This window comes from Parasphingopyxis algicola (assembly GCF_013378075.1).
Lineage (GTDB): Bacteria > Pseudomonadota > Alphaproteobacteria > Sphingomonadales > Sphingomonadaceae > Parasphingopyxis > Parasphingopyxis algicola.
Map to the genome: position 1 here is coordinate 1,692,273 of NZ_CP051131.1, position 26,845 is coordinate 1,719,117.

The window sequence follows — 26,845 nt, forward strand, 5'->3', positions numbered from 1 at the left end:
CCATCGCAGGTTCAAGCGCGAGACGAACCGGCGCCAGCGATTGCTGACATTTGCAATTCGGCAAGGAGCGGCCGACACGGGTAACCGAACGGGGCCGAGCGGAGAATAACAGCCATGGAAGCCGAGCATCTGCTTGCGGCGCTTGCGCTGCTTTTCGTCGGCTATGGCGTCCTTTCGCGGCCGCTCGGCGCGACGATCGCCCCTGCCCCGCTCGTGTTCGCACTGGCGGGATTGGCGTTGAGCACCGCCGGGCTCGTCAGCTTCACCGTCGATCCGGGCTCGGACGTCCTGCTGCTGTTTGCCGAATGCACGCTCGCGCTGGTCCTGTTCGGAGACGCCTCGCGCCTGTCGCTGCGCAAGGTGATCGGCATGAACATCATCGCGCAGCGCATGTTGCTGATCGCCCTGCCGCTGGCGATCCTGTTCGGCGCTCTCGCCGCGCTCGGCCTGTTCCCGCAGATGTTCTGGATGGAGGCCGCGCTGCTCGCCGCGATGCTCGCGCCGACCGATGCCGCGCTGGGCGCCGCCGTGGTCGAGAATGAAAAGGTGCCGCTGCGCGTCCGGCGCGCGATCATCACCGAGTCCGGTCTCAATGACGGGCTCGCCGTGCCGCCCGTCCTGCTGTTCGCGGCGCTGGCGGGCTATGTCGAACTCGGCACGCATGGCGACTGGGCCTTCTGGGCCGGTTTTGCCGCGCAGCAGATCGGCTTCGGCGTATTGGCGGGCGTCGGCACCGGGCTTGCCGGCGGGTTCGCCATCGTCAGCGCAGCGCGCGCAAACTGGCTCGATCCGCGTTTCGAAACGCTGGCCTGTATCGGCGTCGCCGCCGGCGCATTCCTCGCCGCAGAAGCTATCGGCGGTAACGCCTTCGTTTCCGCCTTTATCGCCGGCCTCAGTTTCGCGGCGATTTGCGAGGAGCGCACCGGCATGGTCGCCGAATTCGTCGAGCAGGAGGGGAAATTCTTCAGCCTGACTCTGTTTTTCGTGTTCGGGCTGGGGCTCGCGCCCATCGCGATCGCCGAGTTCCAGTGGGTCTATCTCGTCTACGCGCTGCTCAGCCTGACGGTCATCCGCATGGGCGCCGTCGCTTTATCGTTGATCGGGACGGAGCTCCGCCTGCCGACCATCGCCTATCTCGGCTGGTTCGGCCCGCGCGGCCTCGCCACCCTAGTCTTCGTACTCCTGGTGTTCGGCGAAGGCGTGACGAACGAGCCCATCCGCGCGACCGCCTGTCTGGCCGTACTGCTCAGCATCATCCTCCATGGCATCACCGCCGCGCCTTTCGCCGCCCGCTATGCCCACAGCAAGGCAGCCAAAGCCGATGGCAAGGAATAGGCGCGCCCGCCGGCCTCAAGGGCCCCAATTTATGCAATCGCCGATCTCCGGGCTGGTGCAGTTTGGGTCGAAATATCCAAAACCGATCGCAGCCGCGAAGATGGCCAAAAACAGCAGGCCCGGGATCACGACAATATATAGGACGATCCGCCGATAGACCGCGACCGGGTTGATCGGGGGCGGCGGCAGCTCGATCCCCTGACGCCGCGCGACCGTCTGCATGGCGGCCCAGGCCCGGCCGCCGCGATTCTCGGCGCCATCAACGTTGATGTCGCGCACCGCGGCCTTGGGCAGGCGCACATATTTCGCTTTCCAGCCGGGATCGTATATCAGCAACGCCGCAAGCCGGCTCGTCGCATATCTTCGATGTTCCTTGCGTGGATAGTCGGGCAGTCGCAGTCCGCTTCCCTTGGCGATCTCGCGAAACCGGTCGTAGCCCCGTTCGTCGTTGGGGATCAGGATAACGAGTTTGCGCGGATCGTCGATCTGTGCGCATTGGCCCAGCTCCCAGCCCAGGCCCGGCGTATCGCCCGCCACGACGATCGCGACGAACGGGCCGACATCTTCGAACGCCCGCGCGATCGCCAATTCTTCGTCGCCGACCGTCTTCTCGCCGGCGAAGGACCGCAAATAGAGGATCGGCGGACGGCCGTCGGCGGCGAGCAACTCCTCTGCGCCGGGCTGCAAATGCCGCGCGCCATAGCGCCAGATACCGGCGCCCATACCGACAATGGCCAGCAGTGCGGCGACCCCCGCCGCCTGGCTGAAGAAAATATCATATTCGTCGTCCAGCGCGGCGATGACGCCGATGAAAATGAGAACCGCGGGGATCGCCGCCAACTGGATGGTCCGGCCAAGCCATTTGTTTTGCTTCGGTTGTTCGGCTTCCACCGCCTTCCCCCTCCCGGCGCCCGGTCGGATATAGCATTTTAGCCAGATTTCCGGAAACCGGCGCAAGCGCCCACAGCCAAACACGGAACATAATGATCTGCTGGCTGCCGGGTGCTAGAATTGCGCGATGAAGCCCGCACTCGATATCGCCCATTCCATCTCCGGCCAGCCCTGGCACTGGCGCGGCGGCGCGATCGACGGGCTGAGCGGCAATTTCCAGCCCGACGACCTGGTGACCGGCCTGCTATTGTCGCGCGGCTGCGCGCGCGAGGAGATCGACACCTATCGCACGCCGACGATCCGCGGTTTCATGCCGGACCCGTCCATCTTCCGCGATATGGACCGGGCGGCCGAACGCATAGTCGCCGCGATCGAGGCCCGGGAACAGGTCACCATCTTCGGCGATTATGACGTCGACGGCGCGACATCGGCCGCACTGCTGATCCGCCTGCTCCGCGATCTCGGGCTTGATGCCGGCTATTATATTCCGGACCGGCTGATGGAAGGCTATGGCCCGTCCGGAGAGGCGTTGGTCAAGCTCGCCGAACGGGGTTTCTCGCTGATCGTTACGGTCGATTGCGGGGCGCAGGCATTCGAGGCGCTGCAACAGGCGAAAGATGCCGGCGTCGACGTGATCGTCGTCGATCACCACAAATGCGCGGCCGAACTGCCCGTCGCCCACAGCCTCGTCAATCCGAACCGGCTCGACGAGAATGAAGGCGCGGCACACGGCCATCTCGCGGCGGTCGGCGTCGCTTTCCTGCTCGGCGCGGCGATCGTCCGGCAATTGCGCGGGAAAGGATATTTTGCGAACCGCCCCGAACCCAAGCTGATCGAGCTGCTCGATATCGTCGCGCTCGGCACGGTCGCCGATGTCGCGGCCTTGCACGGTCTCAACCGCGCCTTCGTCGCGCAAGGCCTCAAGGTAATGGCGGCCCAGCGCAATATCGGCATCAACGCGCTACTCGAAGCCTCGCGTCTCGATCGGGCGCCGATCGCATCCGATCTCGGCTTCCGGCTCGGCCCGCGCATCAATGCGGGCGGGCGGGTCGGCAAGTCCGATCTCGGCGTCCGGCTGCTGACGACCGAAGATCCCGAAGAAGCCCGCGCCATCGCCGCCGAACTCGAACAGTTCAACGAGGAACGCCGCGCGATCGAGGCGGAGGTGACCGAACAGGCGCTCGAACTCGGCAAGGGCCAGGACAATCGCTCGGTCGCGCTGGTTTCGGGCAAGGGCTGGCATCCGGGCGTGATCGGGATCGTCGCCAGCCGGTTGAAGGAGAAGCTGCATCGCCCGGCTATCGTCATCGCGCTCGACGAGGACGGGATCGGCAAGGGATCGGGCCGCTCGGTCGCGGGTGCCGATCTCGGCAGCGCGGTGCTGGCTGCGAAAGATACCGGCCTGCTGATGGCCGGTGGCGGCCATCCGATGGCGGCCGGGCTTACCGTGGCCGAGGACAAGATCGACGCGCTCGCCGATTTTCTGAACGAACGGATGGCCGACGATGTGACGCGGGCGCGCGGCGAACGCGCGCTGCAACTCGACGCGGTGGTCGCACCCGGCGGCATGACGGCCGCCTTTGTCGAGGCGCTGGAGGAAGGCGGACCCTATGGCATGGGCTGGCCCGCGCCGCGCATCGCGACCGGGCCCGTGCGCGTGATCAAGGCCGATATCGTCGGTACCGATCATGTCCGCGCGATCGTTGCGGGCGAGGACGGGCGCAGCCTCAAGACCATCGCCTTTCGCGCCGCCGATACCCCGCTCGGCCAGGCGGTTCTGAGTGCCGGGACGACGCGCAAGCTGTGGGTCGCGGGACGCGCGAAGATCGACGATTGGGGCCCGCGCCCCGCCGCCGAACTCCATCTGGAGGACGCGGCCTGGGCGGACTAGGGTATGACGCCGGCAAGAGGAGACAGGGATGTTCGGTCATATCACGCTGGGTTGCGACAATTGGGAGCGCGCCAAGCCGTTCTGGCTCGCCGTCATGGACGTTCTCGGCCACCCGCTTTTCATGGAAACCGACGCCGGCGCGGCCTTCGGCGAGGCGACAGGACAAAAGACCTTTATCGGTCCCGCTTTCAACGGCGAACCGGCGGCGCCCGGCAATGGCGTGCATATCGCCTATCTGGCCAAGGACCGGGAGACGGTGGACGCCTTTTACGCGGCCGCCATGGCCCATGGCGGATCGGACGAAGGCCCGCCGGGTCTCCGCCCGCATTATCATCCCAACTATTATGGCGCCTATGTCCGCGATCCCGACGGCAACAAGCTTCAGGCGGTCTGTCACAGCGCTAAGGGATGATGCGGTGCAACACAATGCTTGACCCGCCCAGCGCCCTCGCCTATTGGCGCACGCGCTGGGACGGCCCCTTCGTCTAGCGGTTAGGACGCGGCCCTTTCACGGCTGAAACACGGGTTCGATTCCCGTAGGGGTCACCAGTATCTCCCTGCAGATAATTGATTATAATAAATAAAATATGGGAAAAGGGGATTTTCACGCCATTTGTTCCCACAATTTGTTTTCTATTTTCTGCGATCCTATGGGTCGAAACGAGTGACAATGAGACGAACGGCGCGTTGGCTGGCTTCTTTCCAACAGTTCCCTGCGAGCCGCTTACCTGACTTCTGCTTTGCGCCTTCATTGCCGACATTACGGATTTGGGAAAAACGGCGGGATGTGCACTTGAGATCAGGAGCTCGTCGACCCGCGATCCGGATTTTCACTCAGTGAACGATCATGTTCTTCGTTAGATTCCGAGCTTTCTACCTGTGCCGCCTTTGTCTTTGCATTTGCTTGGAATTGCCGCTGTTCCCGCTCTTCGGCCGAGAGGGCTTCTCGACCCCACGCATCAGCCGCTTTCTCCGCTATAATCCGGACATTGTCGAGTGTCGTTTCGGCAGCACGATCGCGTTGAGCGGCTTCCTGCGCTCGACAATGGGCAGACGACGGACGCATAGATTTCCCTTGTCGAATGAAACGATACAGATAACTGTTTGCCGAAATCCCGAAGGCGCCGATCCAGGGCTAATTCCCGAAAACCGCTCCCGCCGGGGCGTTTCGATCGGTCACATCGCGTAGAACCCTGATCCTCTCCGCATAACTCGCGGCCTGTTCAAGATGATGAGCGCGTTTAGATGGGCTGAGTCCCCATTGCGCGCGCATCAGTTCGACCTGCTCCCGGTGGTAGAGATAATTGAGATCAATCATAGTCGGTACTCCAATGGATACCGGACCAAATTCGGCACGGGGAGAAAAAAACCCAGCCTCGAGAGATGCGCCATAACGCTATGTGCAAAAAGTGATGCGGCGGCCGGAAAGCTCCGGCTATGTACTGCATATGGGGGTACGTCTCGATTTTGTAAGAGCGGGACATGGAAAGGAGATGTCGATCATCAACCGATCAACCAGCCATATGCACCTCGCACGCACGAAATAGCGAAACAAATAAACTGATTTATAGCGGCCTTATCAAATGTTGCTGTCGTTTCGTTGGAATATATTAGATCGTAATTGAGAACTAGAATTTTCTCGAGGGTCATGAATGAATGTATATTTTTCTTATTGAATATTTTTGAACTATACACATATATGATGTCGGAAGTTTCGATTTTCCGACTTTATTTCAGATTTTCTGACAATTCCTAAAATTTTCTCCGTGCTCGTCACGGTGCAATTTTGCGCGTTTCCACTCGAAGCGGCAGAATTTGGTCGGCCATTCTGGCTCTATCGCGGTTATCCGCATTTCGAGGAACGTCTATGTCCACCAGCGCAAAGCCCAGCCTTTTGTCACCGTTCACGACCGAGTCCAGACACGGTCCGATTATGGAAACGGCTCCGCAGCCGGATACGGCAATCGTCTATTGCGAAGGCAATTTCGGAAAGGTCGATGGCAAGACCGCGAACGGGCTCGTACGCCACTCGGAAAAATACAAGATACTGTCGATCATCGACAGCACGAAAGCCGGTAGGGATGCCGGCATGGTTCTGGATGACGAACAAAACGGTATCCCCATATGCCGCGATCTGACCGGGGCCATGGCGCACGCGGGAACGATACCCGATTTCTTCATTTTCGGTACCGCACCCGCCACCGGGATGCTGTCACTCGACGAGCGCGATATCGTGCTCGAGGCGATGGCCTTCGGCATGAACATCGTCAACGGCCTTCACGAGTTCCTGAGCGAGGATCCCGAATTCATAGCAGCGAGCATCGCGAGCGATGTGACGATATTGGACATCCGAAAACCGCGCGATAAAAAGCATCTGCGGCTGTTTACCGGGCGCATCAATGATCTCACCTGTCCGCGCATTGCAATACTCGGAACCGATTGCGCGATCGGTAAGCGAACGACGGCGACTATCCTTACTCGCGCGCTCAACGATCGCGGCATCAAGGCGTTGATGGTCGGCACTGGTCAGACCGGACTTATTCAGGGCGCTCGCTACGGTCTTGCGCTTGACGCTGTGCCTTCACAATTTTGCGCGGGCGAGCTCGAAGCGACAATTCTTGAGGCTTGTGAAGCGGAAAACCCTGACATTATCATTATCGAGGGTCAGGGATCGCTCAGCCATCCGGCCTATTCGACCTCTTCCTTCATACTGCGTGGCAGCGTCCCTGATGCCATCATTCTCCAGCATGCCCCTGGACGTAAGCATCGGTGCGATTTCGAAACAATGGCGATGCCCGAGCCAGCCGAAGAGATTCGGCTTATCGAGACCTTCGCGAAAACCCGGGTCATTGGCCTGACAATCAACCATGAAAACATGACGTCCGCTGATGTCGATCGCGCAATCATCCGTTACCGGGACAAGCTCAATATGCCTGCTACCGATGCCATGACCCGATCAACCGACGAGCTTGTTGCGATGACTTTGGCCGCCTTTCCACAACTCGCGGGAAAATGGATCGTCGATCCCGTATGAGCGCCCTGCGGCTGGAGATCGATCTCGACAAAATCTCCGCCAATGCAGCGATGCTCGTCAGCCGTCTGGGCAGCCGAAACATCTCCGTTACGGGCGTGACCAAGGTCGCGCTGGGCTGTCCCGCGATAGCCAGAACGCTGCTTGAAGCCGGTGTCTGCGGCCTAGGAGATTCGAGAATCGAGAATATCGAGCGAATGCGCGCAGCCCTCGGCGCAGGGCCCAGCATGACTCTAATTCGCTCGCCGATGCTCAGTCAGGCCGAGAACGTCGTACGAAGTGCGGACATCAGTTTTAATACCGAGCTGATCGTCATCAAACAGCTTTCCCTCATCGCCGAAGCGATGGGCCGGACGCATGGCGTGGTGCTTATGGTCGAGTTGGGTGATTTGCGAGAAGGCATCATGCCGCACGATCTCGACGGCGTCGTGCGCGAGATATTGAGCCTGCCCAATATCTCGCTAATGGGCATCGGCACCAATCTCGCCTGTCTCAGCGGAACATCGCCCGATGAAACGAATATGGCTGCGCTATCAGCACTCGCTTGCACCGTGGAGCAGAACTTTGACCTTGTGCTCGAAATCGTCTCGGGTGGTAATTCCGCCAACATTGAATGGGCTTACGCGGCACCGGACAGGGGCCGGATCAACAACCTTCGGCTGGGCGAAGCGATTTTGTTCGGTCGTGAGGCACTGCATCGTACCCCAATCGAGGGCCTTCATGGCGACGCCTTTGCGCTGGTCGCCGAAGTCATTGAATCGAAAATCAAACCTACACAGCCTTGGGGCGCAATTGCTCAAAACGCATTCGGCGAAGTCGGCCATGTAATTGATCGCGGCAACATTTCGCGGGCCATTCTCGCTCTGGGCCGCCAGGACTGCGATCCTTCGGGGCTCGATCCCCCAAATGGCATGGCTATCCTTGGCGCGAGCAGCGATCACCTCGTGCTCGATACGGGCGATCATTCGCCGACGGTAGGCGATAAGCAGCGTTTCGGGATCAGTTATACGACATTGCTGCGCGCGATGACGTCACCCTTTGTCGAAAAGACTATGCTTACCGGTTCTGCCCGTCAGCCGGCAAAAGCGAACCCGATTCCTAGATTTGTCGCTACGATGCGCAATACAGTACTATGATTTCGGCCTTGTGGTTTCACATGGCGTCTCCATATCAATTGTGTCCCGTTCCGATCAGCGGATCCGGGACGCGCATTCGGTGGTGCTGGCTATCTGATCGTAAAAGCGGCGACTCTGTCGCGACCCAGCAGGAGGCAGAACCACAATGTCAACTGAAACGACGAATAGCGATCAAGATGAAATCGAGCTGATGGCCTGCCACGGGATTACGAAAACGTCGGTCGATCGTTACCACTACAAGACGTGGAGCTACTCAAATATCAGCGATGCGGCGGCGCAAGCCCGGCGAGAAGCCGAGAGCGAGCCCAGCCGATAGACGGCGGTACGAATGTCCGCGTTCGGCCAAGAAGTGCCGTCAAACATTGCCGCGGAACACTGACCATATTTGGCCGCGCTTGGCGGCGGACTCTTGCATCGCTAAGCTCTTCCCATGAAAAGCGATATCGATCATCTGCCCCAGGCCAAGCAGCGCGAGCTGGAGCGGGCGGTGGAGATCCTCCATGCCGAGTTCGCCGATGCGATGAAGCATGCCTCCTCGCAGAAGAAGAAGGACGGGCGCATCCTCAAGATCATCCTGTTCGGATCGTACGCCCGAGGCAATTGGGTCGACGAACCCCATACCGCCAAGGGATACCAGAGCGACTTCGATCTGCTGATCGTCGTCAATCATGAGCGCGTCGTCGACTTCTCGACCTACTGGTACCGGGCTGAAGACCGGCTGATGCACGAGCCGACGATCAAGCGCCCGGTCAATTTCATCGTCCACACATTGAGCGACGTGAACAACGCGCTTGCCCAAGGACAGTATTTCTTCTCCGATGTGATCGAGGAGGGCATCGCGCTCTACGAGCTCAAAGGCGAGAAGCCGTTTGTCACACCGCAGCCGCCAAGCCCAGAAGCGGCGCTGGAGGTCGCCAAAGAGCACCATGAGTTCTGGATGAAAAACGCGGATGATTATTTTCGCCAATATACCCACGCCGTTAACGATGGCGCGGCAAACGTCGCGGCATTCGACCTTCATCAGGCCGTCGAACGCTACTACACGGCCTTGCTATTGGTACAGACCAACTATTCGCCAGCGTCACACAACATCAAATTCCTGCGTTCATTGGCCGAGGACCAGGACCCACGCCTGATCGATGTCTGGCCGCGCGAGACGAAGGCCGATCGCCGCGCCTTTGAACTTTTGAAACGCGCCTATGTCGAAGCACGCTACTCCAAACACTACAAGATCACCGCCGATGAACTGGCTTGGCTGGGCGAGCGGGCCGAAGCGCTCAGGGATATGGTCGCGGCGATTTGCGTCGAGCGGATCGATGCTTTGGCTAACCAGACAGCATAGCGGTCCAGCTCTCGGGCAACGCGCGCAAGATCATGCCCGGGACGAACGCCCACAGGAGCGCACCTGCGACCATCCCTCCCACCGCACTCCGGATCACCCATCGCCGCTGCTCGTTCGCCGTGCGCCCGGATTTCATTGCTCTGCTGAGCGCGGCGGCCGTCCGCTCCATTGCCATCTGCGCTTCACGCAACGCCGCAACATCCTCGCGCCGCGCTTCGGCACCGGCGGCCGTAATCTGCCGCGTGATCGTCTCCGGCGTCAGCCCAAGCGCCGGACGCTCGGCCAACGCTTGAATCGCCCGGGCCTGGCGTTCCACCTGCCGCACGATCTCCCCGAGCGTCACGCTATAGTCAGGCGCGGCCTCTTCGGCCCGCTCGGCGGCCAGCCCCTCGACCGCGCGGCGCAGCAACGCCACCTCGACCCGCAACGCCGCAAAGGCTTCGACCGCCGCGTCGCCGCTATCTTCCACGTCGGTCATGTTTGTCTCCTTTCCGGGCATATGTTCGCTAGCGCCCCAGCCCGCGCCCACGCGCCAGCCCCAGATAGTGGACAAGCTGGCGCGCCAGACTGCGGCCCGGCATCAAATTGGTGTCGATGTTGAGCCCTAGCTCGCGGGCCCGCGGCCGGAGCAGCGATTCAACCTGCGGGTCGCGCTCCAGGCTTTTCGCCATCGCCCCCATGCTGCCCGTGACCTGATGCATGCCCCTCCGGTCGCCGGCCCGGTAGAGCTGGGTGCGCTCGCGATGCAGCGCCTGCCAGCGTCTGACGAACCGCTGGGCGCGCAGATGCGGATCGGTCCACACCCGAGCCTCGTGCTGCATCGCGCGGATGGCGCGGCCGGTGCGTCCATCGGCCGCCTCGCCGATCAGCCCCTTCTCCTGCGCAAAGGCCCGGTCCAGATCGCGCGAAGCGTGTTTGTCGATGGCGTTAAGCGTGTCGCGGGCGCTCTCCAGCGCCTGGCGCTGATGCGGCAGCACCGGCAGGCCCTGATCGCGCATCCGGACAGCGGCCTGCAGGCTGCGCGCATAGCGGATAACCGCTCGGCGCCGATGCGACGCGTTTTGCGCGCGCTCGGTTGACCGCTCTTCCCCCTTCCCTATCCTGGCCGGGCGGAACCCGGCGAACATACCGCGCGGCTCGGGCGATCTCTCTCCTCTTTCCGGCAACCGTATCGCGCGCCGCTCCACATAATCGCTGGCCATATCCTTGGGCCGCGCCCGCGACAGGGTGCGCACGAGCTGGCGGTGGTCGCCAAAATCGTCCCGCCCATAATGAAGCTGCACCGTATCGCGGTGGCGCGACAGCGCGACATAGGCGGCGTGGCGGTCGAGCCCGGGCGTCGCCAGCAGATGCGCCCGGTCGACCGTCACGCCCTGCGCCTTGTGGATCGTCGCCGCATAGCCATGATCGATATGGGCATAATCCTTCACATCGAACGCTACGCGGCTACCGCTATCGAGCCGCACCGTCATATCGCCGCGGCCGACCCGTTCGATCGTGCCGAGCGTCCCGTTCTTGACGCCCAGACCGCGTTCGTTGCGCAGGAACAGAAGCCGGTCGCCAGGTGCGAACGTCCGGCTGCCACGCTCGACCGTGACGCGCACATCTTCGCCCAGCTCCCCGGCCTCGCGCAGCCGCCAGCGCGCCAGCCTGTTCAATGCCCGCACCTCGGCATTGGTATGGGTCAGGATCATCCGCGATTGATCGGGCGCGGCGCGCCGTTCGCCATCCCAGCGATCGATCAGACTTGCACGGGCCTGCTCCCGGTTCTCCGCCGCATGCACCATGCCATGATCGCGATAGGCGGCCAGCGCCTCGCCGGTACGTCCGGTCGCCAGCTGACGCGTCGCCTGTTTTTGCCAGTCGGCGCGCTGCCGTCTTACCGTGCCGATCTCGGCATGGGGATGGTGTTCGGCAATGGACCGGAACGCGGCCCCCGCCTCGATTGCCTGCAACTGTTCGGCATCGCCGACCAGCACGACTTTGGCGCGGCGTCTGTGCGCTTCGGTCAGCACCCGCTCCATCTGGCGCGTGCCGATCATCCCGGCCTCGTCGATCACGAGTATATCGCGCTCGGTGAGCGTATCGCGTCCGCCCGCCCAGCCATGCTCCATGCTGGCGATGGTGCGCGACGGGATCGCCGAGCCCTGTTGGAGATTTTCCGCCGCGATGCCCGAGAGCGCGAGCCCCTGCACGCGGTAGCCGCATTGCTCCCACGCATCTTTTGCGACCCCGAGCACCGCCGATTTGCCGCTGCCGGCATAGCCGAGCACGATGCCGAGATCGCGCCCGTCGGTGATATGCGCGAACGCAGCGCGCTGTTCGCCCGATAGCGCGAGACCGCGTTTTGCGGCGAGGGCCTGCGCGCGTTCCCGGCTACGCTCGGTCACGCGATGCTGTTCGCGGCGTGCCATGCGTTCGGTAGCCCGCTCCAACCGCTTTTCGGCGGCCAGCATCGCGCGGCTCGTGAAGCGCTCCCAACCATGCCCGTCCCTCCCCAACGCCACCAGCTCCGACGATCCGCATACCGCCGCCATGACGCGGTCGAACTGGTCCTTGCCGTCCGAATGGCGATGGACGAACCGAGCGAGATCGCGAGTGGTGAACGTCGCCTGTTGGTGGGTGATCGCATCCAAGGCGAGCGATGGCATGGTGATGATCCGGTCGCCGTTAGCGCGCGCGATCGCGCGATGCTCGTCGAGCCGCTCGGCCTCGAGCCCCTGCGCGATCCGGCGCGGCGTCGCCGGCCCGATCTTGTGCTGCGGTTCGAGATCGATGCCCTGGTCTTCGAGGCTGCGATGATCGATCCGGGCTTCGATGCCGAGCTCGGCGAGGCGCGCATTGGCATGGTCGGCCCAGGCTTCGCGCCACTCTTCGATCTGGCGTCTGCTGTTCCAGTCACGCACCTTCTTGCCGAACCCGTCCCTGTCCACCTCGCGCATGGTCAGCATGACATGGGCATGCGGCCGGGCCAGCCCGTCCTCGCCCCTATCCCAGTGCACGTTGAGATCGGCGATCATGCCTTTTTCGACGAACTCGTGTTCAACAAAATCGCGGGCCAAGGCGATGCCTTGCGCCTCGGTCAGCTCCCGCGGAATCGCGAACTCAACCTCGCGCGCGAGCTGCGCGTCCTTTCTGACCTCGCCCGCCTCGACCGCGTTCCACAGCGCCGCGCGGTCCGACAGATGCTCGGGCGCTTCGTCCGGCAGCAGGATTTCCGAATGCACCACGCCGGCCTTGTTGGTGAAGTCGTGCGCCCGGTCGATCCGGTGGTCGTGCAGGCGTTCGGCGGCGCGATAGGCGGCCGCCGCAACGGCGCTCGCGCCCGTCGCGCGGCCGATCACTTTGACGTGCAGATGGTAGATCGCCATGGCGGCATACCATCTACACCCTGCAAGCCACGTCGGCACGACGTATAAGCGCGCCCTCACCAGAAATTTTCTTGTTCGGGACCAGGCCGTGCCACGCCGTTCCGGTAACATGGCAGCCATTGGCGGCGGCATCGATTAGGCTAAGCGCATCACGCGAGACAAGGAGAATGTGATGCGTAAACCGCGCGATTTTGATGCTGAGCTCAAAGCGCTGCAGGACAAAACCAAAGCGCTCAAGGAGAACAAGGTCCGACAGCTGGGCGAGCTCGTCACCGCCACCGGCGCCGATGCCATCGGGGTCGAGATATTGGCCGGCGCGTTGCTGGCGGCCAGCGATACAACCGATGCTGCAACAAAGGAGGCGTGGCGCGAGCGCGGCGAAGGGTTCTTTCAAAGCAAGACGCGAAAAGCTCCGCGCAAAGCTGGTCGCGACGCTAGCAGCGCTGCGCCGGGCACGAGCGGCCCGGCATCGGGTTGAGGCCGCCCGCGCCCGCCACGATATGCGGGACTGGGTCGTGAAGCGCCGCGAGCGCACGCGCCGGCTGATCGAGCTCGGCGGGCTGGTCAGCAAAGCCGGGCTCGTTGAGCTGACCGATGACGATCGGGCGGTGCTTTATGGCGCGTTCCTCGGCCTCGCCGGCAAGCTGTCTGGCGAGCAGCGCGAACAGGCGATCATGCTTTGGCGCAGACGCGGGAAGCGGGCGTTTAAGGCGGATGTGGAGAAAACAAAACGCAACGAGACGGCGCGCTAAAAATCGCGGTCGCGGCTATGCCGGACAGTAAGGATGATGACCATCGCATGCACGGTTTTTCGCAACGCAAACAAAAGGAGACGGCAAGGCTGCTTGCCGTCCCCAGACGTCGGCGTGACCTATGGCGCCGACGAGAAATTGCGACATCGCAATTTTTCCAATTCCGTGAATTGCGGTTCGGCAAGGGATCGAGTCAAGATCGAGCGGTGACCATGACGGATGCGGATGGTGCGATAAAGTGATCGCAACACGGTTCGGGCTGTTCTGATCAGGATTGCCAAGGTTTTGATGATGGAAAAGTCCCCGCGCTCCGGAAAGCGCGGGGGCCTGGAACCGCGTCAGCCGCGCGGGTTCCAGAGGATCGCCATCCGGTCGTCTTCGCCGGCAGCGCGGCCGAGATTGGCGTAGATCCTGTTCGGCCCGAACTCGGGGGCGGCGAAGGTCAGCGAGACATAGGGGTTGCCGCTCACCCGGCGGGTCCGGCTCCAGCCGCCGCCGATCTCGACGCCGTCTTCGGTGCGGATGCGGTAATCGGGCTGGGCGTCGGTCTCCTTGGCGGTGTTCTCGACGATGCGGATGCGCTTCTTGAGGCCCATCGTCGCGAGCGTGCCTTCGAACCCGGTTTCGGTACGCGTTACATATCCCGGTGCTTGTGCCATCTTACAGTCTCCTTTTGGTTGCGAGCGGGGCGCCCATCGCCCTGCTGACGCGGGACCATTGATGGCGGGTGGCGGGCGCATGCACCTGGAGGGCCAAAGCGCAGCGCAGGACCGGCGCGAGGCGCTTTTTTGATAGCGAAGCGAGCGCGAGGAGCCGCGCAGCGGCGGGGAAAAAGTGCTGAGAGCGCCGGTTGTATACGGACGCCGTCTGCCATAGGTCCAAGAGCGCAAAGCAGGGCGATGGGTGCGACGCCAAGACCCAATTGCTGAGAGACAATTCGTGATGCGGCGTCTCTTGGGCTATAAACGCGCAAAGGGCGGGATTGATGGCCGTACCCCCATGCATCCGTTGACAACTATCAAAACAAGCCTGTTAGCTTGCCGGAAAACTAATTTCGTAACGGGAACGCGCCTCCGACGTCATCTCTCAATCATTTAGCGAAACCGTCGCCATAGTTCCATTTATGTGAAAGATGTCGAAAATGCTGAAATTTGCTTCAACCATTCTGACATAGAAACGACAGCATATTCCTATTGAATTCAGAAGAGCGCTCAACATTACCCAAATGCGCTGTTAGCAATCGGACCATCGTTGCAGAACGAATCTCGGCCGCTAACTCTTCCGCGCAAGTCGTTGGCGTAGCAGTGTCGAACGTTCCGTCAATAATGAGAACAGGTGCTTCGATCAGCGAAATTATTCGTCTGAGATCCATATCTCTGATCGCCGCCGCGGATCCTGCGTACCCACGCACGTCAGTGCCGACCAACAGCTTTTTGAACGCGTTTGTCTTTGACGGATATTGCGCCCGAAAATCATCGCTGAACCAACGCTCCACGACAAGCGTGCCCACAGCGGCCATGCCCCCACGCCGAACCGTTTCTATCCGCTTATCCCATTCTGCCGGAGGCCCCATATAGGCCGCCGTATGGGCGAGCACGACGTGCGTCAGCCGTTCGGGCGCGCGAATCCCCATCCATTGCCCGACCATCCCGCCAAGCGACACACCGCAAAATGCCGCGCGCCCGATCCCCAGATGATCGAGCAATTCGATGGCATCGCGGCCTAGGCGATCGAGCGAATAGGCGCCCTGCGGGACATCGGTTTCGCCATGGCCGCGAGGATCGTATCGAAGCAACGAAAAATGTGTCCCAAACGCGTCGAGTTGGTCGTCGAACAGCGCCATGGATGTCCCCAGAGATGGAGAAAGGAGCAGTGGCGGCTTGCCATTCGCACGATAGTCATAGGCGATCCGGCAACCGTCTCCGGTGGTGAAATATTCGGCCTTCATGCTGGTCTCTCGCGCACTGTGCGCTGTTCTATCCGTCGCTCGTATCGCGCGCCCTGGACGATCCGATCGACATAGATGCCCGGCGTATGAATATGATCGGGATCGAGATCGCCCAGCTCGACCAGATGTTCGACCTCCGCGATCGTGACATCGGCGGCGGTCGCCATGGATGGATTGAAGTTACGCGCGGTCTTGCGATAAACGAGATTGCCTTCCGGATCGCCCTTCCAGGCCTTGACCAGAGCGATATCGGCGCGCAGCCACCGCTCGCGCACATAGATCCGATCGTCAAATTCTTCGATGGGCTTGCCTTCGGCGACGACCGTTCCAACGCCTGTGGCAGTATAGAAAGCAGGAATACCCGCGCCGCCGGCTCGGATACGTTCGGCCAAAGTGCCTTGCGGATTAAGCTCCAGTTCGAGCTCGCCCGACAGATAGAGCTGCTCGAACAGCTTGTTATCGCCAATATAGGAGGCGATCATTTTTTTGATCTGACCGTTGGCCAGCAGCAGATACAGTCCAAAACCGTCTGCCCCGCAATTGTTGGAAATCACGGTCAGATTTTTGATACCGGAATCGCGGATTACCGGAATGAGATTTTCAGGATTGCCGACCAGTCCGAAGCCGCCCGACATAAGCGTCAGGCCATCGCGCAAAAGGCCGTCCAGGGCGGCGGCCGCATTCGGACAAGTTTTTTTCCTCATCGCTTGGATAGCGGAAGCACGGCTATGATTCTTCGTGCCTTCCAACCTCCCATTTCGTCGATTTGAGATGCTCTTCGGCAAAATCGCGCGGGATTTCCTCGAGCACCGTCCCCATCGAAGCGTTCCAGCGGTTGTACCAGCCATAATAGGCCACGACATTGAGTATCTCTATGATCTCCTCATCACTGAAATAGCGGCGCAGCGCCTCATAATTCTCTTCTGTCACCGCGTTGGGCACCGATGCCGCCGCGCGTGCGAAGTCAAGCGCGGCGCGATCAGCTTCGTCGAACAGGTCATTGGTTTCATATTCCCACACATGATCGATCTTTTCCGCCGCCGCGCCCGCACGCGAGGCATTGGCCGCTGTATGTGCCAGACAGAAATTGCAGCCATGCGTCATGCTGGCCATAACGCCGACCAGGGTACGCAATTCCGGAGATATGCTGGTCTCCGGATCGTGCACCGCTTCCGACAAAGCGGCGAGCGCGCGCACGACCTTGGGTTTGCGCGCCAAGGTCAGCAAGGTATTGGGCACATAGCCCATGCGCTCGGTCCAGACGTCGAAAAAGGATTGCAATTCAGGTGCATCAGAGGGCTTTAGCGGTTCGACTCCGGGCATGGTTTATCCTCTTCAAGATTCTGGATGTCGGCTTTTCTATGCTTTCGACGCGGGCGAACGATAGGCCGTGAAACGCAATTGTTAGCTGTCGCGCGCAGCGAATCCGCCAACCGGTTTTCAAAGCAGCGATTTGAGCGGCACGGCCGGGTCGGCGAGCTGAGATGGCTCAGGCGATGCACCTGCGACGATAAGCTTTCTGGCACCCATGAAATCGCGCGGATTGTTGATGGAATCTACTGCGACGAGCTGGCCGTTTTTCAGATAAGTGACGGAAAAAGGCGCTTGTTCGGGGTTGCCCCTGACCACGATATCATCAGCCAGATGCCAGAGGCCGGCGGTCTGTAACTTCACATCATACTGATCGGACCAGAACCAAGGTAAATCGTCATAGGTCCGTCTTTCGCCGAGTATCACATCCGCAACGAGATTGGCGGAATCCACCGCGTTCTGAACCGACTCCAATCGCCACGATGCACCGGCAAAGATGTTTGAATGACGGGCGCAATCGCCGATTGCGAATATGCGATCATCGCCGGTACGAAAGCAATCGTTCACGACAATGCCGTCATCGCACGCCAGCCCCGCGCGGGCGGCCAGTTCCGCCTCGGCGACAACGCCAATTCCAACCAATATGATATCGGCTTCCACTCCGAGACCGGACGAAAGCCGGAGAACGGTGCAACCATCTCCGTCTTCGATCGCTTCCACCATTTCGCCCAACTGGAAAGTGATGCCATGCGACCGGTGGAGTCGCTCGTAGAAATTCGAAACCACGGAACTGGTAACGCGTGACAGGACGCGATCCTGCGTTTCGATAACAGTTACCGGATGCCCTGCCTTGCGGGCGGCGGCGGCCACTTCAAGACCGATATAACCGGCACCGATGACCGCGATGCGTATACCCGGCGCGAGCGTTTCCCTGATCCGGTCGACGTCGGCAAGACTGCGCAAATAGAAGATATTCGGCGCATCGCTTCCGGGACAGCTCAGTTTTCTGACCCGGGCACCGGTTGCGAGCACGCACCAATTATATTCAACGAAATCGCCACCCGCCAGACGCACACGCCGTCGTTCAGGCTCAAGCTGCTCAACGGCAACTCCGAGCATCATGTCGACCCCGGTTTCCGACCAGAAAGACGCCGGGCGGATGAGCATGTGTTCGGCATCATGCTCACCCATGAAATAACTCTTCGATAGCGGCGGCCGCTCATATGGCGGGACCGCCTCGTCTCCGATTATGAGGATTGAGCCTTCGAATCCCTTTTCACGCAAACGTGAGGCAAGCTGCGCGCCGGCCTGTCCGGCGCCAACGATGAGAACATCATAGTTTCGTTCGCCTTCGGTCTTCGTCACCGGCGGCTACTCGATCCCTTGAACGCACCGGTCGACGCCATTGCTGAGATGGCGGACCATCATCTCCTCATCTTGCAAGTGAAGGACCGATTTGGCGCCTGATTTGAGCATTTTCGAGATCAGCTCATGGGTGTAGCAATCCTCCATCATCGGGTCGCGCAGCCCGACCTTGCTATATTCGCGCGCGAACAACTCTCCGGCATTTTTGATCGGCGGGTAATAGCCTTTGATCTCCCAAATGCTGCGGTCGACCGAGACGGGCCATATGTTGAAAGTAAAATATAACCCGTCGAGTAATCCCACGAAAAAGTTTGGAAAGATGTGCCAGAAGTCGAAAGACCCGCGGAAATCATAACCCTCGGTCGGATCGCGCTGCTTGGCGAAGGCTTGCATGGTGCCGGTGCCAAACTGGCTTGCCAGGAGCGCCGCCGGGGAAGGCTCGAACGCATCGGGAGGCGGAGAACCGAGTACGCCGTGAGGACCATGCAATTCAATCGCACTGTGGCGGAACTGTTTGCCTTCCAATTTTACCGCGCGGGCAAGCGTTTTTTCATGCAGATATGGCAGATGCCATCCTTCTAGCTGTGCCTCCTGCAAGGTTTTCCAGTTTACATTCTCGTCGATCCGATAGTGAAAAGCCGGCGTGAAGCCTGAAAAATCATAGGCTGCGATCTCGTCGACGACCGGGCCCAGAAAGTCATGCAGGCTTTGCTCGGGTTCCTCTGCGAGATTGACGAAAATGAATTCGCGCCAGACATCGCAATTGACGGGCGTCAATCCATTTTCGGCCTTCTCTACAGAGGGGAAATTCTCGCTATCCGAAACCTGCACCAGATTGCCTTTTGTATCGTAGACCCAGCCGTGAAAACGGCAGGCCATATAACCGCGGCACGAACCCTTTTCGTCCCAGGCAAGCGGCGCCCCCCGGTGCGAACACATATTGTGGAATGCGCGATACTCGCCGTCTTTGCCGTGAATGACGAGCAGGGAGGTGTTGGCCACGGGAAGCTCAACCACGAAATAATCGCCTGGGTTGGGTGCATCGAGACGATTCCCGATGTTTAACCATTTGCGCCGGAAAACACGGTCTTTTTCACGCGCGAAATATTCTTCCGACGTATAGCGCTCGATCGGTACGGGATCGCCCCCCTCTTCCGGATAGCGGCGCGAAAATCGTAAAGAATCCGGTTCGACATTCATGCTGATGCTCCTGTGGCGAACGTTTCATTCCAGCCGTCATGCAGCGGTATGAAACGGGCGATCGGGAAAACATATTTCGGCTGCGGCTCGCCATACATCTCGATCGTTACCGAGACTTCCGTGAAGGCGAGGCAGAGGTTGAGCAGCGATGTTTGTCTCGCATCCAGCTCGTCAATCGGAAAGCCGTTCAGATACTCTAGAGCCGTCGCCCCATGTCCGAGCATTGCGTCGTAAAAGGCTTGGCTTTCCGCCAGCGTCGCGCGCCAGCGATAGCTGTTCCGGTCATGTTCGGTCGGTAACGCCCAATCGGAAAAAGGCTCGAGCGCAGTAAAATCGTCCGGAAAAGTGCCGGGCATCGCAAACTCCTGCATGAAGGCAGGGTTACCATGCTGGCTAAGCCGGGCTGCAACTATCACCTTGACGCAATATTTATACCCTGACCGCTATCGATTGGGTCACGATATTGACAGGCGCGCGCGCTCCCTGCGTGATGGCGGTCATGAATAACGACCCATCCCAGACCCCTTGCGACCAGACGCAGATATGACGGTATCAGAGCAATCCACCGACAAAGTCCTTCGGTCGACCCACATGATTACCAGCGCCGTTATTGCGGCGATATCGGACGATACCGATCCTCGGCTGCGTGAGATAATGGAGGCACTGGTCTCTCATCTTCACGATTTCGCTCGCGACGTGAATCTGAATACTTCGGAATGGCTCGAGGGAATGAATTTTCTCGTTCGCGCAGGGCAGATGAGCAACGAGAAACGCAATGAGGTCATTCTTGTCGCGGACATACTTGGGCTCGAAAGCGTGGTCGATGCGCTTACGTTCGGAGCTTCGGGCGATACGACGGAGTCGGCCGTTCTAGGTCCATTTTACAGGGAAGGTGCGCCAATGCTTCCCGATGGCGCCAGCATCGTCCAAGACGGGAGCCAGGAACAGACTGTCTTGGTTCAGGGTGTCGTGTTCGATGCGAACGGAAAGCCGTTGGCAGGCGCAACGCTCGACATATGGGAAACGGCGCCCAATGGTCTTTATGAACAACAGGATCCGGATCAACCGGATATGAACTTGCGTGGCAAGTTCGCAACCGGACCGGACGGGCGCTATAGTTTTATCGGCCTTCGGCCAGTCGAATATCCGATACCGTTCGATGGCCCGGCTGGGGATTTGTTGCAATTGATGGGCCGGCACCCATACCGGCCGGGTCATATTCATTTTATCGTAAATGCGCCCGGCCACAAAAAATTGATAACTCAGATATTCGATCGCGATGCCTCATATCTCGACAGCGATGCGGTGTTCGCAGTCAAAGATTCCCTGCTTGTCGATTTCTCGCCCGCGCCGAAAAATGCCGCCACTGATTATATCGTAAATTATGATATTGAGCTGACGTCGGCCGATCAGGCCTGATGAAGGCCGACACAAATACGAGTGATCATGCTCCGGACATCGGCAGCGACGGAGCGGCAAGCGGAGGTTTATCGTCGGATATCGTCGAAAGGATCGAGTGCACGATCGTCGACATACCGATCAAACGGCTGCATAAACTGTCCTCGCTGGCGACGGCTGAGCAGAACTATGTGATCGTTCGGATTGAAACCCGTGAGGGCGTAGTCGGCATTGGCGAGGCCTCCACGCTCGGCGGCCCGAGATGGTCGGAAGAAACGGCTGAGAGTATCGCCGCCGTAATTGATCGCTACCTCGCGCCTGCGATCATTGGAAAACCGGTCGACGGCATCAACGCCATCTCTGCGATCATGGACAAGACCGCCAAGCGCAACAATGCGGCCAAAAGCTCGATTGAATGCGCGCTATTCGATATCATCTCGCAGCGCCTGGGAGTGCCGATGCACAGATTGTTCGGCGGCGCGGTGCGCGACCGCATCCGTGTCGCTTGGACGCTCGCTTCGGGTGACCCCGGTCAAGAAATCGAAGAAGCCAAGGAGAAGTTGGAAACCCGCCGACACAATCTGTTCAAGATCAAGATGGGTGCGCTCGACTTGGCTAAGGATAGCGCGCGCATTACTAAACTCGCCAGCGCTTTAGGCGCGCATGCCGATCTCATTGTTGACGCCAATGAAGGGTGGGACGAGCCGGTTGCCCACAGGCTGCTCGACCAGTTTGACGATCTCGGGATCGCGCTGGTTGAACAGCCGCTCGCTGCATGGGATATCGAAGGTGCAGTGCGCCTCAAAAGTCGTTCGCGGGTGCCGATCATGGTCGATGAGGGCGTTTTCTCCCCACATGACGCACTGGCCGTAGCGCGTGCCGGCGCCGCGGATGTCGTTTCGCTCAAATTGGTCAAACATGGCGGACCGACAGGCGCGCGAAAAATCGCAGCCATTGCGGAATCTGGCGGGTTGTCGCTCTATGGCGGCTGCTTGCTCGAGAGTTCGATCGGCGCAGCCGCGCATCTTCATTTTTTCGCTAGCCTCGAAAAGCTGCAATGGCATTGTGAGCATTTCGGGCCGCAAATTCTTGTCGACGAAATCGTCACCGATCCTATCGTCTATGAAGATTTCTGTGCCGTCGTGCCGGAGGGACCAGGGGCCGGGATAGAGATCGATCCCGACAAGCTCCGCCACTACCGGCGCAAGGGTTGATGATGACCATATCTGTCGAACTTCCAAAATACGCACCTCGGATACGCTCGCGGTGCTTCCATCATTCTCATCGAGCCGCGCGTTCGTCACCCCGCTATCAAGGAAACTGCGACCTATGCTCTATCATGTCGAAATGACGGTATGTATTCCGGCAGACGCTGACGGGGAGGCGATCGAAAAGCTGAAGGCAGAGGAGAAAGCGATAGCGCTCTCGCTTCAGCAAAAGGGTCTCTGGCGCCATCTATGGCGGATAGCAGGGGCCTACGCCAATATCAGTATTTTCGACGTCGATGATCACGACCAGCTGCACCGTATATTGTCCGGCCTCCCGCTGTTTCCGTATATGGAAATGGAAGTCACGCCGCTCGCACTTCACCCGTCCGCGCTCGATGCCGGCGAGAGCCAATGACGAAGCCCCGCAGTCGCATCGCGATGATCGTGCCGGTTCCGGTACCGGAAGCAGCGCTTAGCTCATTCGCCGCACAGATCCCCGAGAGTCTTGCCGGTCAGACAGATATCGAATTCAGCTGCGCCGAGCGCGGCGGTGCAACTCTCGATTCCTATTATGAAGGCGCGCTGGCCGACTTTTATTGCCTCAAGGCCGGTATCGAGGCGGCTCAGCGAGGATGCGACGCTGTTTGCATCAATTCGATGAGCGACTCGGGGGTAACAGCTCTGCGCTCGCGACTGAATATACCGGTGATCGGCACCGCCCAGTCCACTTATCTCGCCGCCTGCCTTCTCGGTAAGCGGTTTTCGATACTCAGCATGTGGCATCGCTGGTCTTGGCTCTATGAAAAAGTAATTGCTGAACAGGGGCTAGGGCATCGACTGGCATCAATTCGGTCGATCGATGTGCCGCCCGATACGGAGGATCTGCTGCAAGGCAAAGAGGATTTCGTCTTTCCGTTACTGGAGAGCGCGGCCCGCATTGCAGTCGAGGAGGACGGTGCGGATGTCCTGATTATCGGCTCGACGACGATGCACCAGTCGCACGCCTTCCTGGAAAAAACGATCGATGTGCCGGTTCTCAATCCCGGATTGGTTGCATTCAAAACATGCGAGCTATTGCTCGCGCTGGATTTGAGTCACAGCAAAGCCAGTTTTATCCAACCGCAAGCTCACTCCGATAACAATCTGGCTTCAGGTGCGGATTTAGCGTAAGAAATTAAGTTGGGGAGATAAAAATGCCAGCACAAGCTTCAGCATCTCTCCCTTTTTGGGATGGGACCGGTCTACCGATGAGCCGGTGCAAACAGTTTCGCAGTACAAACGCCGACACCGTTCGAAGCTATATGGGTTCGCTCTTTTGCGACCATACGCTGCGCACAGAGGGCGGAATGCCGCCAATGAGCTTTCGTCACCATCGAACGCGTCTCAATGGGATAACCTTCCACGCAACGGATTACGGCATGCCCTATGGCCGGGTGATGATCGATATTCCCGTGATCAGCGATATTTGCCTCGTTCAGTTCTCGATATCGGGGACGGCCGCGATGAGTGCGGGCGGCAAAACCTTCGAAATGCCCCCCGGTCATATGTGCGTATTGAACTCGGAAACTCCGGTTCGCCAAGTGTTCGATCACGATTACAAACATGTTACTGTGAAGATCCCGATCCGCCAGATAGAATCGGTCTTGCATAAGGAATTGGGTTTTCGTGAATTGAATCTCGAATTGCAGCCCACCCCGATCAAGCTCGACGGCGCGGCAAGCGGCTTCGCGCACATGGTCCGAACGATCTGTGACGACATAGATTCCGGACTCTCCGCTTATCATCACAGGCGTGCGGTCGAAACGGTTGAGGATACCCTTACCAGGCTGCTTCTCGCGGTCGTTCCACATAGTTATTCGGATCTGTATAATGCGCCAGCGCACGGCCCCGCGCCCTATTATGTGAAGCGGGTCGAACAATATATCTACGAGAGCCGTGACCACGACGGCGCGATTACGCTGGCCGATATGGTCGAGGTGTCAGGCGTAAGCGCGCGGTCACTTCATGCGGGTTTCCGCCGTTTTCGCGATACAACTCCTATGGCATATCTGAAACAGTGCCGGCTCGATAGGGCTCGCCGGAAACTCAAAACTGGCGTCGACGACGGAACGACGGTAACTGAAATCGCCATGGCGTGCGGCTTTACGCATCTGAGCAAATTCGCGCGAGATTATCAGGAACGATTTGGCGAACTTCCTTCTGCAACGCTCAAACAGTTTGAGCCGCACCCAACAGCGCGATCATAGAAACCCTATGCGCGAAAGAGTGGTTTAGGATGCCGAGAATTCTTCATTCGGCGAGCATCACCTCGCCATTTTCGCAAACCACCGGATAAACTTTCAACGAGGCCGTACATGGCGCGCGGGTCGGCTCGCCGGTACGGATATCGAATGCCCCCAGATGGAAGGGACATATAATCTCATGCCCCTCGATCTCACCTTCCGCCAGCGACGCTTCGCCGTGCGTGCAGACGTCGTCGGTAGCATAGAAACCGTCATCTAGCCGGTATACAGCCAGTATGCGCCCATCAGCCAGAGTGACCTGCTTGGGTTCGTCGGCGTCGACATCTGCAGTTTTACAAAGAAATAGGGTCATGCGCTCCGTGCAACCTTCGTATCCCAAGGAGGCGCGGCTTTGCCTTGCAAACGAAGATCCAGTTTGACCCGCGAAAAAGCCCAAAGCGGACCGCGGCGTTCCACGGTGCTTTCGTACCATCCGCCCAGCCAGCTATCGGCTGCCTCTTCCTGCTCCTGCGCCATTGTCGCCAGCTCCCACAAATACCAGTGGCAACTCGCTCTATCGCCCGATTGCTCGATATCGATATATGGCGAAACCATGTAGTGGAGCGACCAGAAGATCTGAGACTGTGCGATTTCGGCCAATCCGGCCGAAATCGCGTCGCGCCCGCGAAAACTCGAAAAACCGGGCGCTTCCCAAAAGGCATCTTCATGAAAAAGCGCGCCCATTATCGCCGGATCGTTCTTTCGATCGGCACCAATCGCATAACGCGCGACCAGCTTTCGAATAGTCTCGTGGGATTCCAGGCGGTCGAGCCGCTCTTCTATGGACGCCATAGGTCAGTCTTTATTGTCCATCGGCGATTTGCCACGCCATGTTTCCTGATCCCCGTGAACCGCAATCATTCGACTTTCCTCAAACGCATATGGTACCGCCGGATCGCCCTTGTAGAGTTCGACATGCGGGGCGATCTCGGCAAGGGCGAGAGCAAGATTGTAAATGGGGAGATGGCTTTCGGGCAGCTCGCCCAAGGGAAAGCGATCCACTTCCTCGAGAATAGATTCCAGATGTGGATGAACCCCCTCATAAAAAGCGTGAATCTCTTCCACGCTTGAAGCGCGGCGCTTGTCCTGACGTTCGTTCGCCGTAGCGAGGTTCCAGTCCATATGAGGCTCCAAATCTTCGAAGCCTTTTGGTAATATGCTATCGGTCACGCAGAACCCCTTCACGCATTGACATATTGATCGACGACAACAGCCCCATGACGGATCAAAATCTCGTCATCCTGAAGATTCTGATGCTGCTTTGCCCCGGATTTCATTGCGCGATGCGTATCTTCCATCGTTGCGGTGTCCTCGAGCCAGGCATTGCGCTGCAGCGTCATGGCGTGTTCCAGCGCCCAGCGTTGCGCATTGGTCTCGGGCTCCGCGACATAATAGCGCCCTTCCCACAATGTCCGGTCATAAGCTAACGGCCAGAATTGATGAGTGAACCATATGCCCTCGGACACGTGGATCAGGGTGTTGGGAAACAGCACGCTGAGCTCGAACGAGAAATCCTGCGCGCGGTCTGGGTTGATCGTCGGCGGAAGCATGGACTCTCCGCGCTGCGCTACCAGCGAGCCGGTCGCCAGTTCGTTCGCTAGACCCGCGATCGGCGTCGGTTTGCCGTTCATCGACAGATGGACCGCCGACGTACGGTGCGGTCCCATCAGCTTTACCCGCTCGAGTCCGTTCGAAAACACATTGGGAAACGAACCCGCATGAATGGTATCGACATGATAGGCCTCCGCAAAGGCGTCATGCGCGATCTTCCAGTTGCAATCGAGCTCCGTATAATAGGTGAACTGATAGGGCATCTTGTCGAATGGATAGCCGGCGAAATGTTGGCCATATTCACCAAGAAAATCTTCGAGACCCTGCGCCGGGCTTTCGGAGAAATTGACGAAGATGAACCCTTCCCATTCTCCTACATGGATTGCGGTCAGGCCGTTTTCGGATTTGTCGAAACATTCGTAAAAGCGATCTTCCTGGGGAACGCTGATCAACGAACCATCCGCTCCGTAAACCCAGCCATGAAATCGGCAGGTCAGGATCGCGGCGCGGCTATTGCCGAGGGTTTCATGGCCCGTTTCGGTGACCACGGTGTTGCCCCGGTGCGCGCACATGTTGTGGAAGGCGCCGACATTTCCGTCCTTACCGCGAATGACGATTACAGATGTATCCGCCGCTTCGATCCGCTTCGCCTTGTAATCGCCGGCGTTCGGAATTTCCTCGTTTCTGCCGACACATAGCCACTCCTTATGGAATATCTTTTCCTTTTCGCGCTGATAATAGTTCGGCGAAATATAAGGTTCGATCGGAATAGGCCCATGGCCGAGTTCGCTATATTGATCGCCCCAGCGATGCGGTGTGTTCATAGCCAATAT

28 protein-coding genes and 1 tRNA gene are annotated in these 26,845 nt (G+C 59.4%); 15 read left to right on the forward strand and 14 right to left on the reverse strand.

The features are described 5' to 3' along the window. Nucleotides 1-114 precede the first annotated feature (114 nt). Complete coding sequence (locus HFP57_RS08360) at nt 115-1,335, forward strand: cation:proton antiporter domain-containing protein (protein WP_176869351.1); 1,221 nt, start codon at nt 115-117, stop codon at nt 1,333-1,335. Between the two features lie 15 nt (nt 1,336-1,350). Here HFP57_RS08360 and HFP57_RS08365 read toward each other — a convergent pair whose 3' ends face one another. Then, on the reverse strand, nt 1,351-2,226 hold the full coding sequence (locus HFP57_RS08365) for a hypothetical protein (RefSeq protein ID WP_176869352.1): 876 nt from the start codon (nt 2,224-2,226) through the stop codon (nt 1,351-1,353). 127 nt (nt 2,227-2,353) lie between these two features. On the opposite strand from HFP57_RS08365, the gene recJ reads away from it, so the two are divergent. The 7 genes from recJ to HFP57_RS08400 all read left to right on the forward strand — a co-directional run bounded on the left by recJ (nt 2,354) and on the right by HFP57_RS08400 (nt 9,626). Beyond that, the gene (gene recJ / locus HFP57_RS08370; RefSeq protein ID WP_176869353.1) at nt 2,354-4,117 is read left to right on the forward strand and encodes a single-stranded-DNA-specific exonuclease RecJ; all 1,764 of its coding nucleotides are present in this window, start codon (nt 2,354-2,356) and stop codon (nt 4,115-4,117) included. A gap of 28 nt (nt 4,118-4,145) precedes the next feature. Then, entirely contained in the window at nt 4,146-4,529 is a 384-nt protein-coding gene (locus HFP57_RS08375; protein ID WP_176869354.1) for a VOC family protein, read from the forward strand. 62 nt (nt 4,530-4,591) lie between these two features. Next, nucleotides 4,592-4,666, forward strand: a tRNA-Glu gene (locus HFP57_RS08380). 1,318 nt (nt 4,667-5,984) lie between these two features. Continuing rightward, a complete protein-coding gene (locus tag HFP57_RS08385; protein ID WP_176869355.1) occupies nt 5,985-7,151 on the forward strand; it encodes an N-acetyltransferase DgcN family protein in 1,167 nt (388 codons plus the stop codon). Further along, nucleotides 7,148-8,284: an alanine/ornithine racemase family PLP-dependent enzyme gene (locus tag HFP57_RS08390; protein ID WP_176869356.1), complete on the forward strand. Its 1,137-nt coding sequence runs from the start codon at nt 7,148-7,150 to the stop codon at nt 8,282-8,284. The genes HFP57_RS08385 and HFP57_RS08390 overlap by 4 nt, the downstream gene beginning before the upstream one ends. Nucleotides 8,285-8,429: 145 nt before the next feature. Further along, entirely contained in the window at nt 8,430-8,600 is a 171-nt protein-coding gene (locus tag HFP57_RS08395; RefSeq protein ID WP_176869357.1) for a hypothetical protein, read from the forward strand. 114 nt (nt 8,601-8,714) lie between these two features. Then, nucleotides 8,715-9,626 carry a nucleotidyltransferase and HEPN domain-containing protein gene (locus HFP57_RS08400; RefSeq protein WP_176869358.1) on the forward strand — a complete coding sequence of 304 codons (912 nt, stop codon included), beginning with the start codon at nt 8,715-8,717 and terminating at the stop codon, nt 9,624-9,626. Here HFP57_RS08400 and HFP57_RS08405 read toward each other — a convergent pair. Together HFP57_RS08405 and traA are read right to left on the reverse strand one after the other, a co-directional pair. Next, entirely contained in the window at nt 9,610-10,104 is a 495-nt protein-coding gene (locus HFP57_RS08405) for a DUF6118 family protein (RefSeq protein ID WP_176869359.1), read from the reverse strand. The two genes, HFP57_RS08400 and HFP57_RS08405, sit on opposite strands and share 17 nt — an antisense overlap. Before the next feature lie 28 nt (nt 10,105-10,132). Beyond that, a complete protein-coding gene (traA, locus tag HFP57_RS08410; RefSeq protein ID WP_176869360.1) occupies nt 10,133-12,997 on the reverse strand; it encodes a Ti-type conjugative transfer relaxase TraA in 2,865 nt (954 codons plus the stop codon). 172 nt (nt 12,998-13,169) lie between these two features. Between traA and HFP57_RS08415 the strand changes: the two genes are divergently transcribed. Both HFP57_RS08415 and HFP57_RS08420 read left to right on the forward strand, forming a co-directional pair. Next, entirely contained in the window at nt 13,170-13,475 is a 306-nt protein-coding gene (locus HFP57_RS08415) for a conjugal transfer protein TraD (protein WP_176869361.1), read from the forward strand. Nucleotides 13,476-13,512: 37 nt separating this feature from the next. Then, nucleotides 13,513-13,749, forward strand: coding sequence for a conjugal transfer protein TraD (locus tag HFP57_RS08420; RefSeq protein WP_246263526.1), 237 nt, complete (start codon nt 13,513-13,515; stop codon nt 13,747-13,749). A 338-nt stretch (nt 13,750-14,087) separates the two neighbouring features. On the opposite strand, the gene HFP57_RS08425 is transcribed toward HFP57_RS08420, so the two are convergent. The 7 genes from HFP57_RS08425 to HFP57_RS08455 all read right to left on the reverse strand — a co-directional run bounded on the left by HFP57_RS08425 (nt 14,088) and on the right by HFP57_RS08455 (nt 19,929). Then, nucleotides 14,088-14,408, reverse strand: a complete 321-nt coding sequence (locus HFP57_RS08425) for a DUF736 domain-containing protein (protein WP_176869363.1) — start codon at nt 14,406-14,408, stop codon at nt 14,088-14,090. Nucleotides 14,409-14,905: 497 nt separating this feature from the next. After that, complete coding sequence (gene pcaD, locus HFP57_RS08430; RefSeq protein ID WP_176869364.1) at nt 14,906-15,697, reverse strand: 3-oxoadipate enol-lactonase; 792 nt, start codon at nt 15,695-15,697, stop codon at nt 14,906-14,908. Continuing rightward, on the reverse strand, nt 15,694-16,401 hold the full coding sequence (locus HFP57_RS08435; protein WP_176871219.1) for a CoA transferase subunit A: 708 nt from the start codon (nt 16,399-16,401) through the stop codon (nt 15,694-15,696). The genes pcaD and HFP57_RS08435 overlap by 4 nt, the downstream gene beginning before the upstream one ends. A gap of 22 nt (nt 16,402-16,423) precedes the next feature. Next, a complete protein-coding gene (locus HFP57_RS08440; RefSeq protein ID WP_176869365.1) occupies nt 16,424-17,020 on the reverse strand; it encodes a carboxymuconolactone decarboxylase family protein in 597 nt (198 codons plus the stop codon). A gap of 117 nt (nt 17,021-17,137) precedes the next feature. After that, a complete protein-coding gene (locus HFP57_RS08445; protein WP_176869366.1) occupies nt 17,138-18,373 on the reverse strand; it encodes an NAD(P)/FAD-dependent oxidoreductase in 1,236 nt (411 codons plus the stop codon). A 6-nt stretch (nt 18,374-18,379) separates the two neighbouring features. Next, nucleotides 18,380-19,573 (reverse strand): aromatic ring-hydroxylating oxygenase subunit alpha, encoded by a 1,194-nt coding sequence (locus HFP57_RS08450; protein WP_176869367.1) that lies wholly within the window; start codon nt 19,571-19,573, stop codon nt 18,380-18,382. After that, entirely contained in the window at nt 19,570-19,929 is a 360-nt protein-coding gene (locus HFP57_RS08455) for a hypothetical protein (protein WP_176869368.1), read from the reverse strand. The genes HFP57_RS08450 and HFP57_RS08455 overlap by 4 nt, the downstream gene beginning before the upstream one ends. Before the next feature lie 235 nt (nt 19,930-20,164). Here HFP57_RS08455 and HFP57_RS08460 point away from each other — a divergent pair, with 235 nt between their 5' ends. The 5 genes from HFP57_RS08460 to HFP57_RS08480 all read left to right on the forward strand — a co-directional run bounded on the left by HFP57_RS08460 (nt 20,165) and on the right by HFP57_RS08480 (nt 24,425). Next, complete coding sequence (locus HFP57_RS08460) at nt 20,165-20,992, forward strand: intradiol ring-cleavage dioxygenase (protein WP_218135100.1); 828 nt, start codon at nt 20,165-20,167, stop codon at nt 20,990-20,992. Continuing rightward, nucleotides 20,992-22,185 carry a muconate/chloromuconate family cycloisomerase gene (locus tag HFP57_RS08465; protein WP_176869370.1) on the forward strand — a complete coding sequence of 398 codons (1,194 nt, stop codon included), beginning with the start codon at nt 20,992-20,994 and terminating at the stop codon, nt 22,183-22,185. Before HFP57_RS08460 ends, HFP57_RS08465 begins: the two co-directional genes overlap by 1 nt. 115 nt (nt 22,186-22,300) lie before the next feature. Next, entirely contained in the window at nt 22,301-22,594 is a 294-nt protein-coding gene (gene catC, locus HFP57_RS08470; RefSeq protein WP_176869371.1) for a muconolactone Delta-isomerase, read from the forward strand. Beyond that, nucleotides 22,591-23,349, forward strand: a complete 759-nt coding sequence (locus HFP57_RS08475) for an aspartate/glutamate racemase family protein (RefSeq protein WP_218135101.1) — start codon at nt 22,591-22,593, stop codon at nt 23,347-23,349. Before catC ends, HFP57_RS08475 begins: the two co-directional genes overlap by 4 nt. Nucleotides 23,350-23,372: 23 nt before the next feature. Beyond that, nucleotides 23,373-24,425: an AraC family transcriptional regulator gene (locus HFP57_RS08480; protein WP_176869372.1), complete on the forward strand. Its 1,053-nt coding sequence runs from the start codon at nt 23,373-23,375 to the stop codon at nt 24,423-24,425. Nucleotides 24,426-24,468: 43 nt separating this feature from the next. Here the strand turns inward: HFP57_RS08480 and HFP57_RS08485 are convergent, their stop codons facing one another. From HFP57_RS08485 to HFP57_RS08500, 4 genes are read right to left on the reverse strand one after another with little or no spacing between them, the layout of a single operon-like run. Then, entirely contained in the window at nt 24,469-24,774 is a 306-nt protein-coding gene (locus HFP57_RS08485) for a non-heme iron oxygenase ferredoxin subunit (RefSeq protein WP_176869373.1), read from the reverse strand. Continuing rightward, nucleotides 24,771-25,253, reverse strand: coding sequence for a nuclear transport factor 2 family protein (locus HFP57_RS08490; RefSeq protein WP_176869374.1), 483 nt, complete (start codon nt 25,251-25,253; stop codon nt 24,771-24,773). The genes HFP57_RS08485 and HFP57_RS08490 overlap by 4 nt, the downstream gene beginning before the upstream one ends. 3 nt (nt 25,254-25,256) lie before the next feature. Beyond that, complete coding sequence (locus tag HFP57_RS08495) at nt 25,257-25,631, reverse strand: hypothetical protein (RefSeq protein ID WP_176869375.1); 375 nt, start codon at nt 25,629-25,631, stop codon at nt 25,257-25,259. A gap of 11 nt (nt 25,632-25,642) precedes the next feature. Continuing rightward, the gene (locus tag HFP57_RS08500) at nt 25,643-26,836 is read right to left on the reverse strand and encodes an aromatic ring-hydroxylating oxygenase subunit alpha (RefSeq protein WP_176869376.1); all 1,194 of its coding nucleotides are present in this window, start codon (nt 26,834-26,836) and stop codon (nt 25,643-25,645) included. Nucleotides 26,837-26,845 lie beyond the last annotated feature (9 nt).

Coding starts and splice junctions, on each gene's coding strand:
- HFP57_RS08360 (WP_176869351.1), top strand. CDS start 115: ATGGAAGCCGAGCATCTGCTTGCGGCGCTTGCGCTGCTTTTCGTCGGC.
- recJ (WP_176869353.1), top strand. CDS start 2,354: ATGAAGCCCGCACTCGATATCGCCCATTCCATCTCCGGCCAGCCCTGG.
- HFP57_RS08375 (WP_176869354.1), top strand. CDS start 4,146: ATGTTCGGTCATATCACGCTGGGTTGCGACAATTGGGAGCGCGCCAAG.
- HFP57_RS08385 (WP_176869355.1), top strand. CDS start 5,985: ATGTCCACCAGCGCAAAGCCCAGCCTTTTGTCACCGTTCACGACCGAG.
- HFP57_RS08390 (WP_176869356.1), top strand. CDS start 7,148: ATGAGCGCCCTGCGGCTGGAGATCGATCTCGACAAAATCTCCGCCAAT.
- HFP57_RS08395 (WP_176869357.1), top strand. CDS start 8,430: ATGTCAACTGAAACGACGAATAGCGATCAAGATGAAATCGAGCTGATG.
- HFP57_RS08400 (WP_176869358.1), top strand. CDS start 8,715: ATGAAAAGCGATATCGATCATCTGCCCCAGGCCAAGCAGCGCGAGCTG.
- HFP57_RS08405 (WP_176869359.1), bottom strand. CDS start 10,104: ATGACCGACGTGGAAGATAGCGGCGACGCGGCGGTCGAAGCCTTTGCG.
- traA (WP_176869360.1), bottom strand. CDS start 12,997: ATGGCGATCTACCATCTGCACGTCAAAGTGATCGGCCGCGCGACGGGC.
- HFP57_RS08415 (WP_176869361.1), top strand. CDS start 13,170: ATGCGTAAACCGCGCGATTTTGATGCTGAGCTCAAAGCGCTGCAGGAC.
- HFP57_RS08425 (WP_176869363.1), bottom strand. CDS start 14,408: ATGGCACAAGCACCGGGATATGTAACGCGTACCGAAACCGGGTTCGAA.
- pcaD (WP_176869364.1), bottom strand. CDS start 15,697: ATGAAGGCCGAATATTTCACCACCGGAGACGGTTGCCGGATCGCCTAT.
- HFP57_RS08435 (WP_176871219.1), bottom strand. CDS start 16,401: ATGAGGAAAAAAACTTGTCCGAATGCGGCCGCCGCCCTGGACGGCCTT.
- HFP57_RS08440 (WP_176869365.1), bottom strand. CDS start 17,020: ATGCCCGGAGTCGAACCGCTAAAGCCCTCTGATGCACCTGAATTGCAA.
- HFP57_RS08450 (WP_176869367.1), bottom strand. CDS start 19,573: ATGAATGTCGAACCGGATTCTTTACGATTTTCGCGCCGCTATCCGGAA.
- HFP57_RS08455 (WP_176869368.1), bottom strand. CDS start 19,929: ATGCCCGGCACTTTTCCGGACGATTTTACTGCGCTCGAGCCTTTTTCC.
- HFP57_RS08460 (WP_218135100.1), top strand. CDS start 20,165: ATGATTACCAGCGCCGTTATTGCGGCGATATCGGACGATACCGATCCT.
- HFP57_RS08465 (WP_176869370.1), top strand. CDS start 20,992: ATGAAGGCCGACACAAATACGAGTGATCATGCTCCGGACATCGGCAGC.
- catC (WP_176869371.1), top strand. CDS start 22,301: ATGCTCTATCATGTCGAAATGACGGTATGTATTCCGGCAGACGCTGAC.
- HFP57_RS08475 (WP_218135101.1), top strand. CDS start 22,591: ATGACGAAGCCCCGCAGTCGCATCGCGATGATCGTGCCGGTTCCGGTA.
- HFP57_RS08480 (WP_176869372.1), top strand. CDS start 23,373: ATGCCAGCACAAGCTTCAGCATCTCTCCCTTTTTGGGATGGGACCGGT.
- HFP57_RS08485 (WP_176869373.1), bottom strand. CDS start 24,774: ATGACCCTATTTCTTTGTAAAACTGCAGATGTCGACGCCGACGAACCC.
- HFP57_RS08490 (WP_176869374.1), bottom strand. CDS start 25,253: ATGGCGTCCATAGAAGAGCGGCTCGACCGCCTGGAATCCCACGAGACT.
- HFP57_RS08500 (WP_176869376.1), bottom strand. CDS start 26,836: ATGAACACACCGCATCGCTGGGGCGATCAATATAGCGAACTCGGCCAT.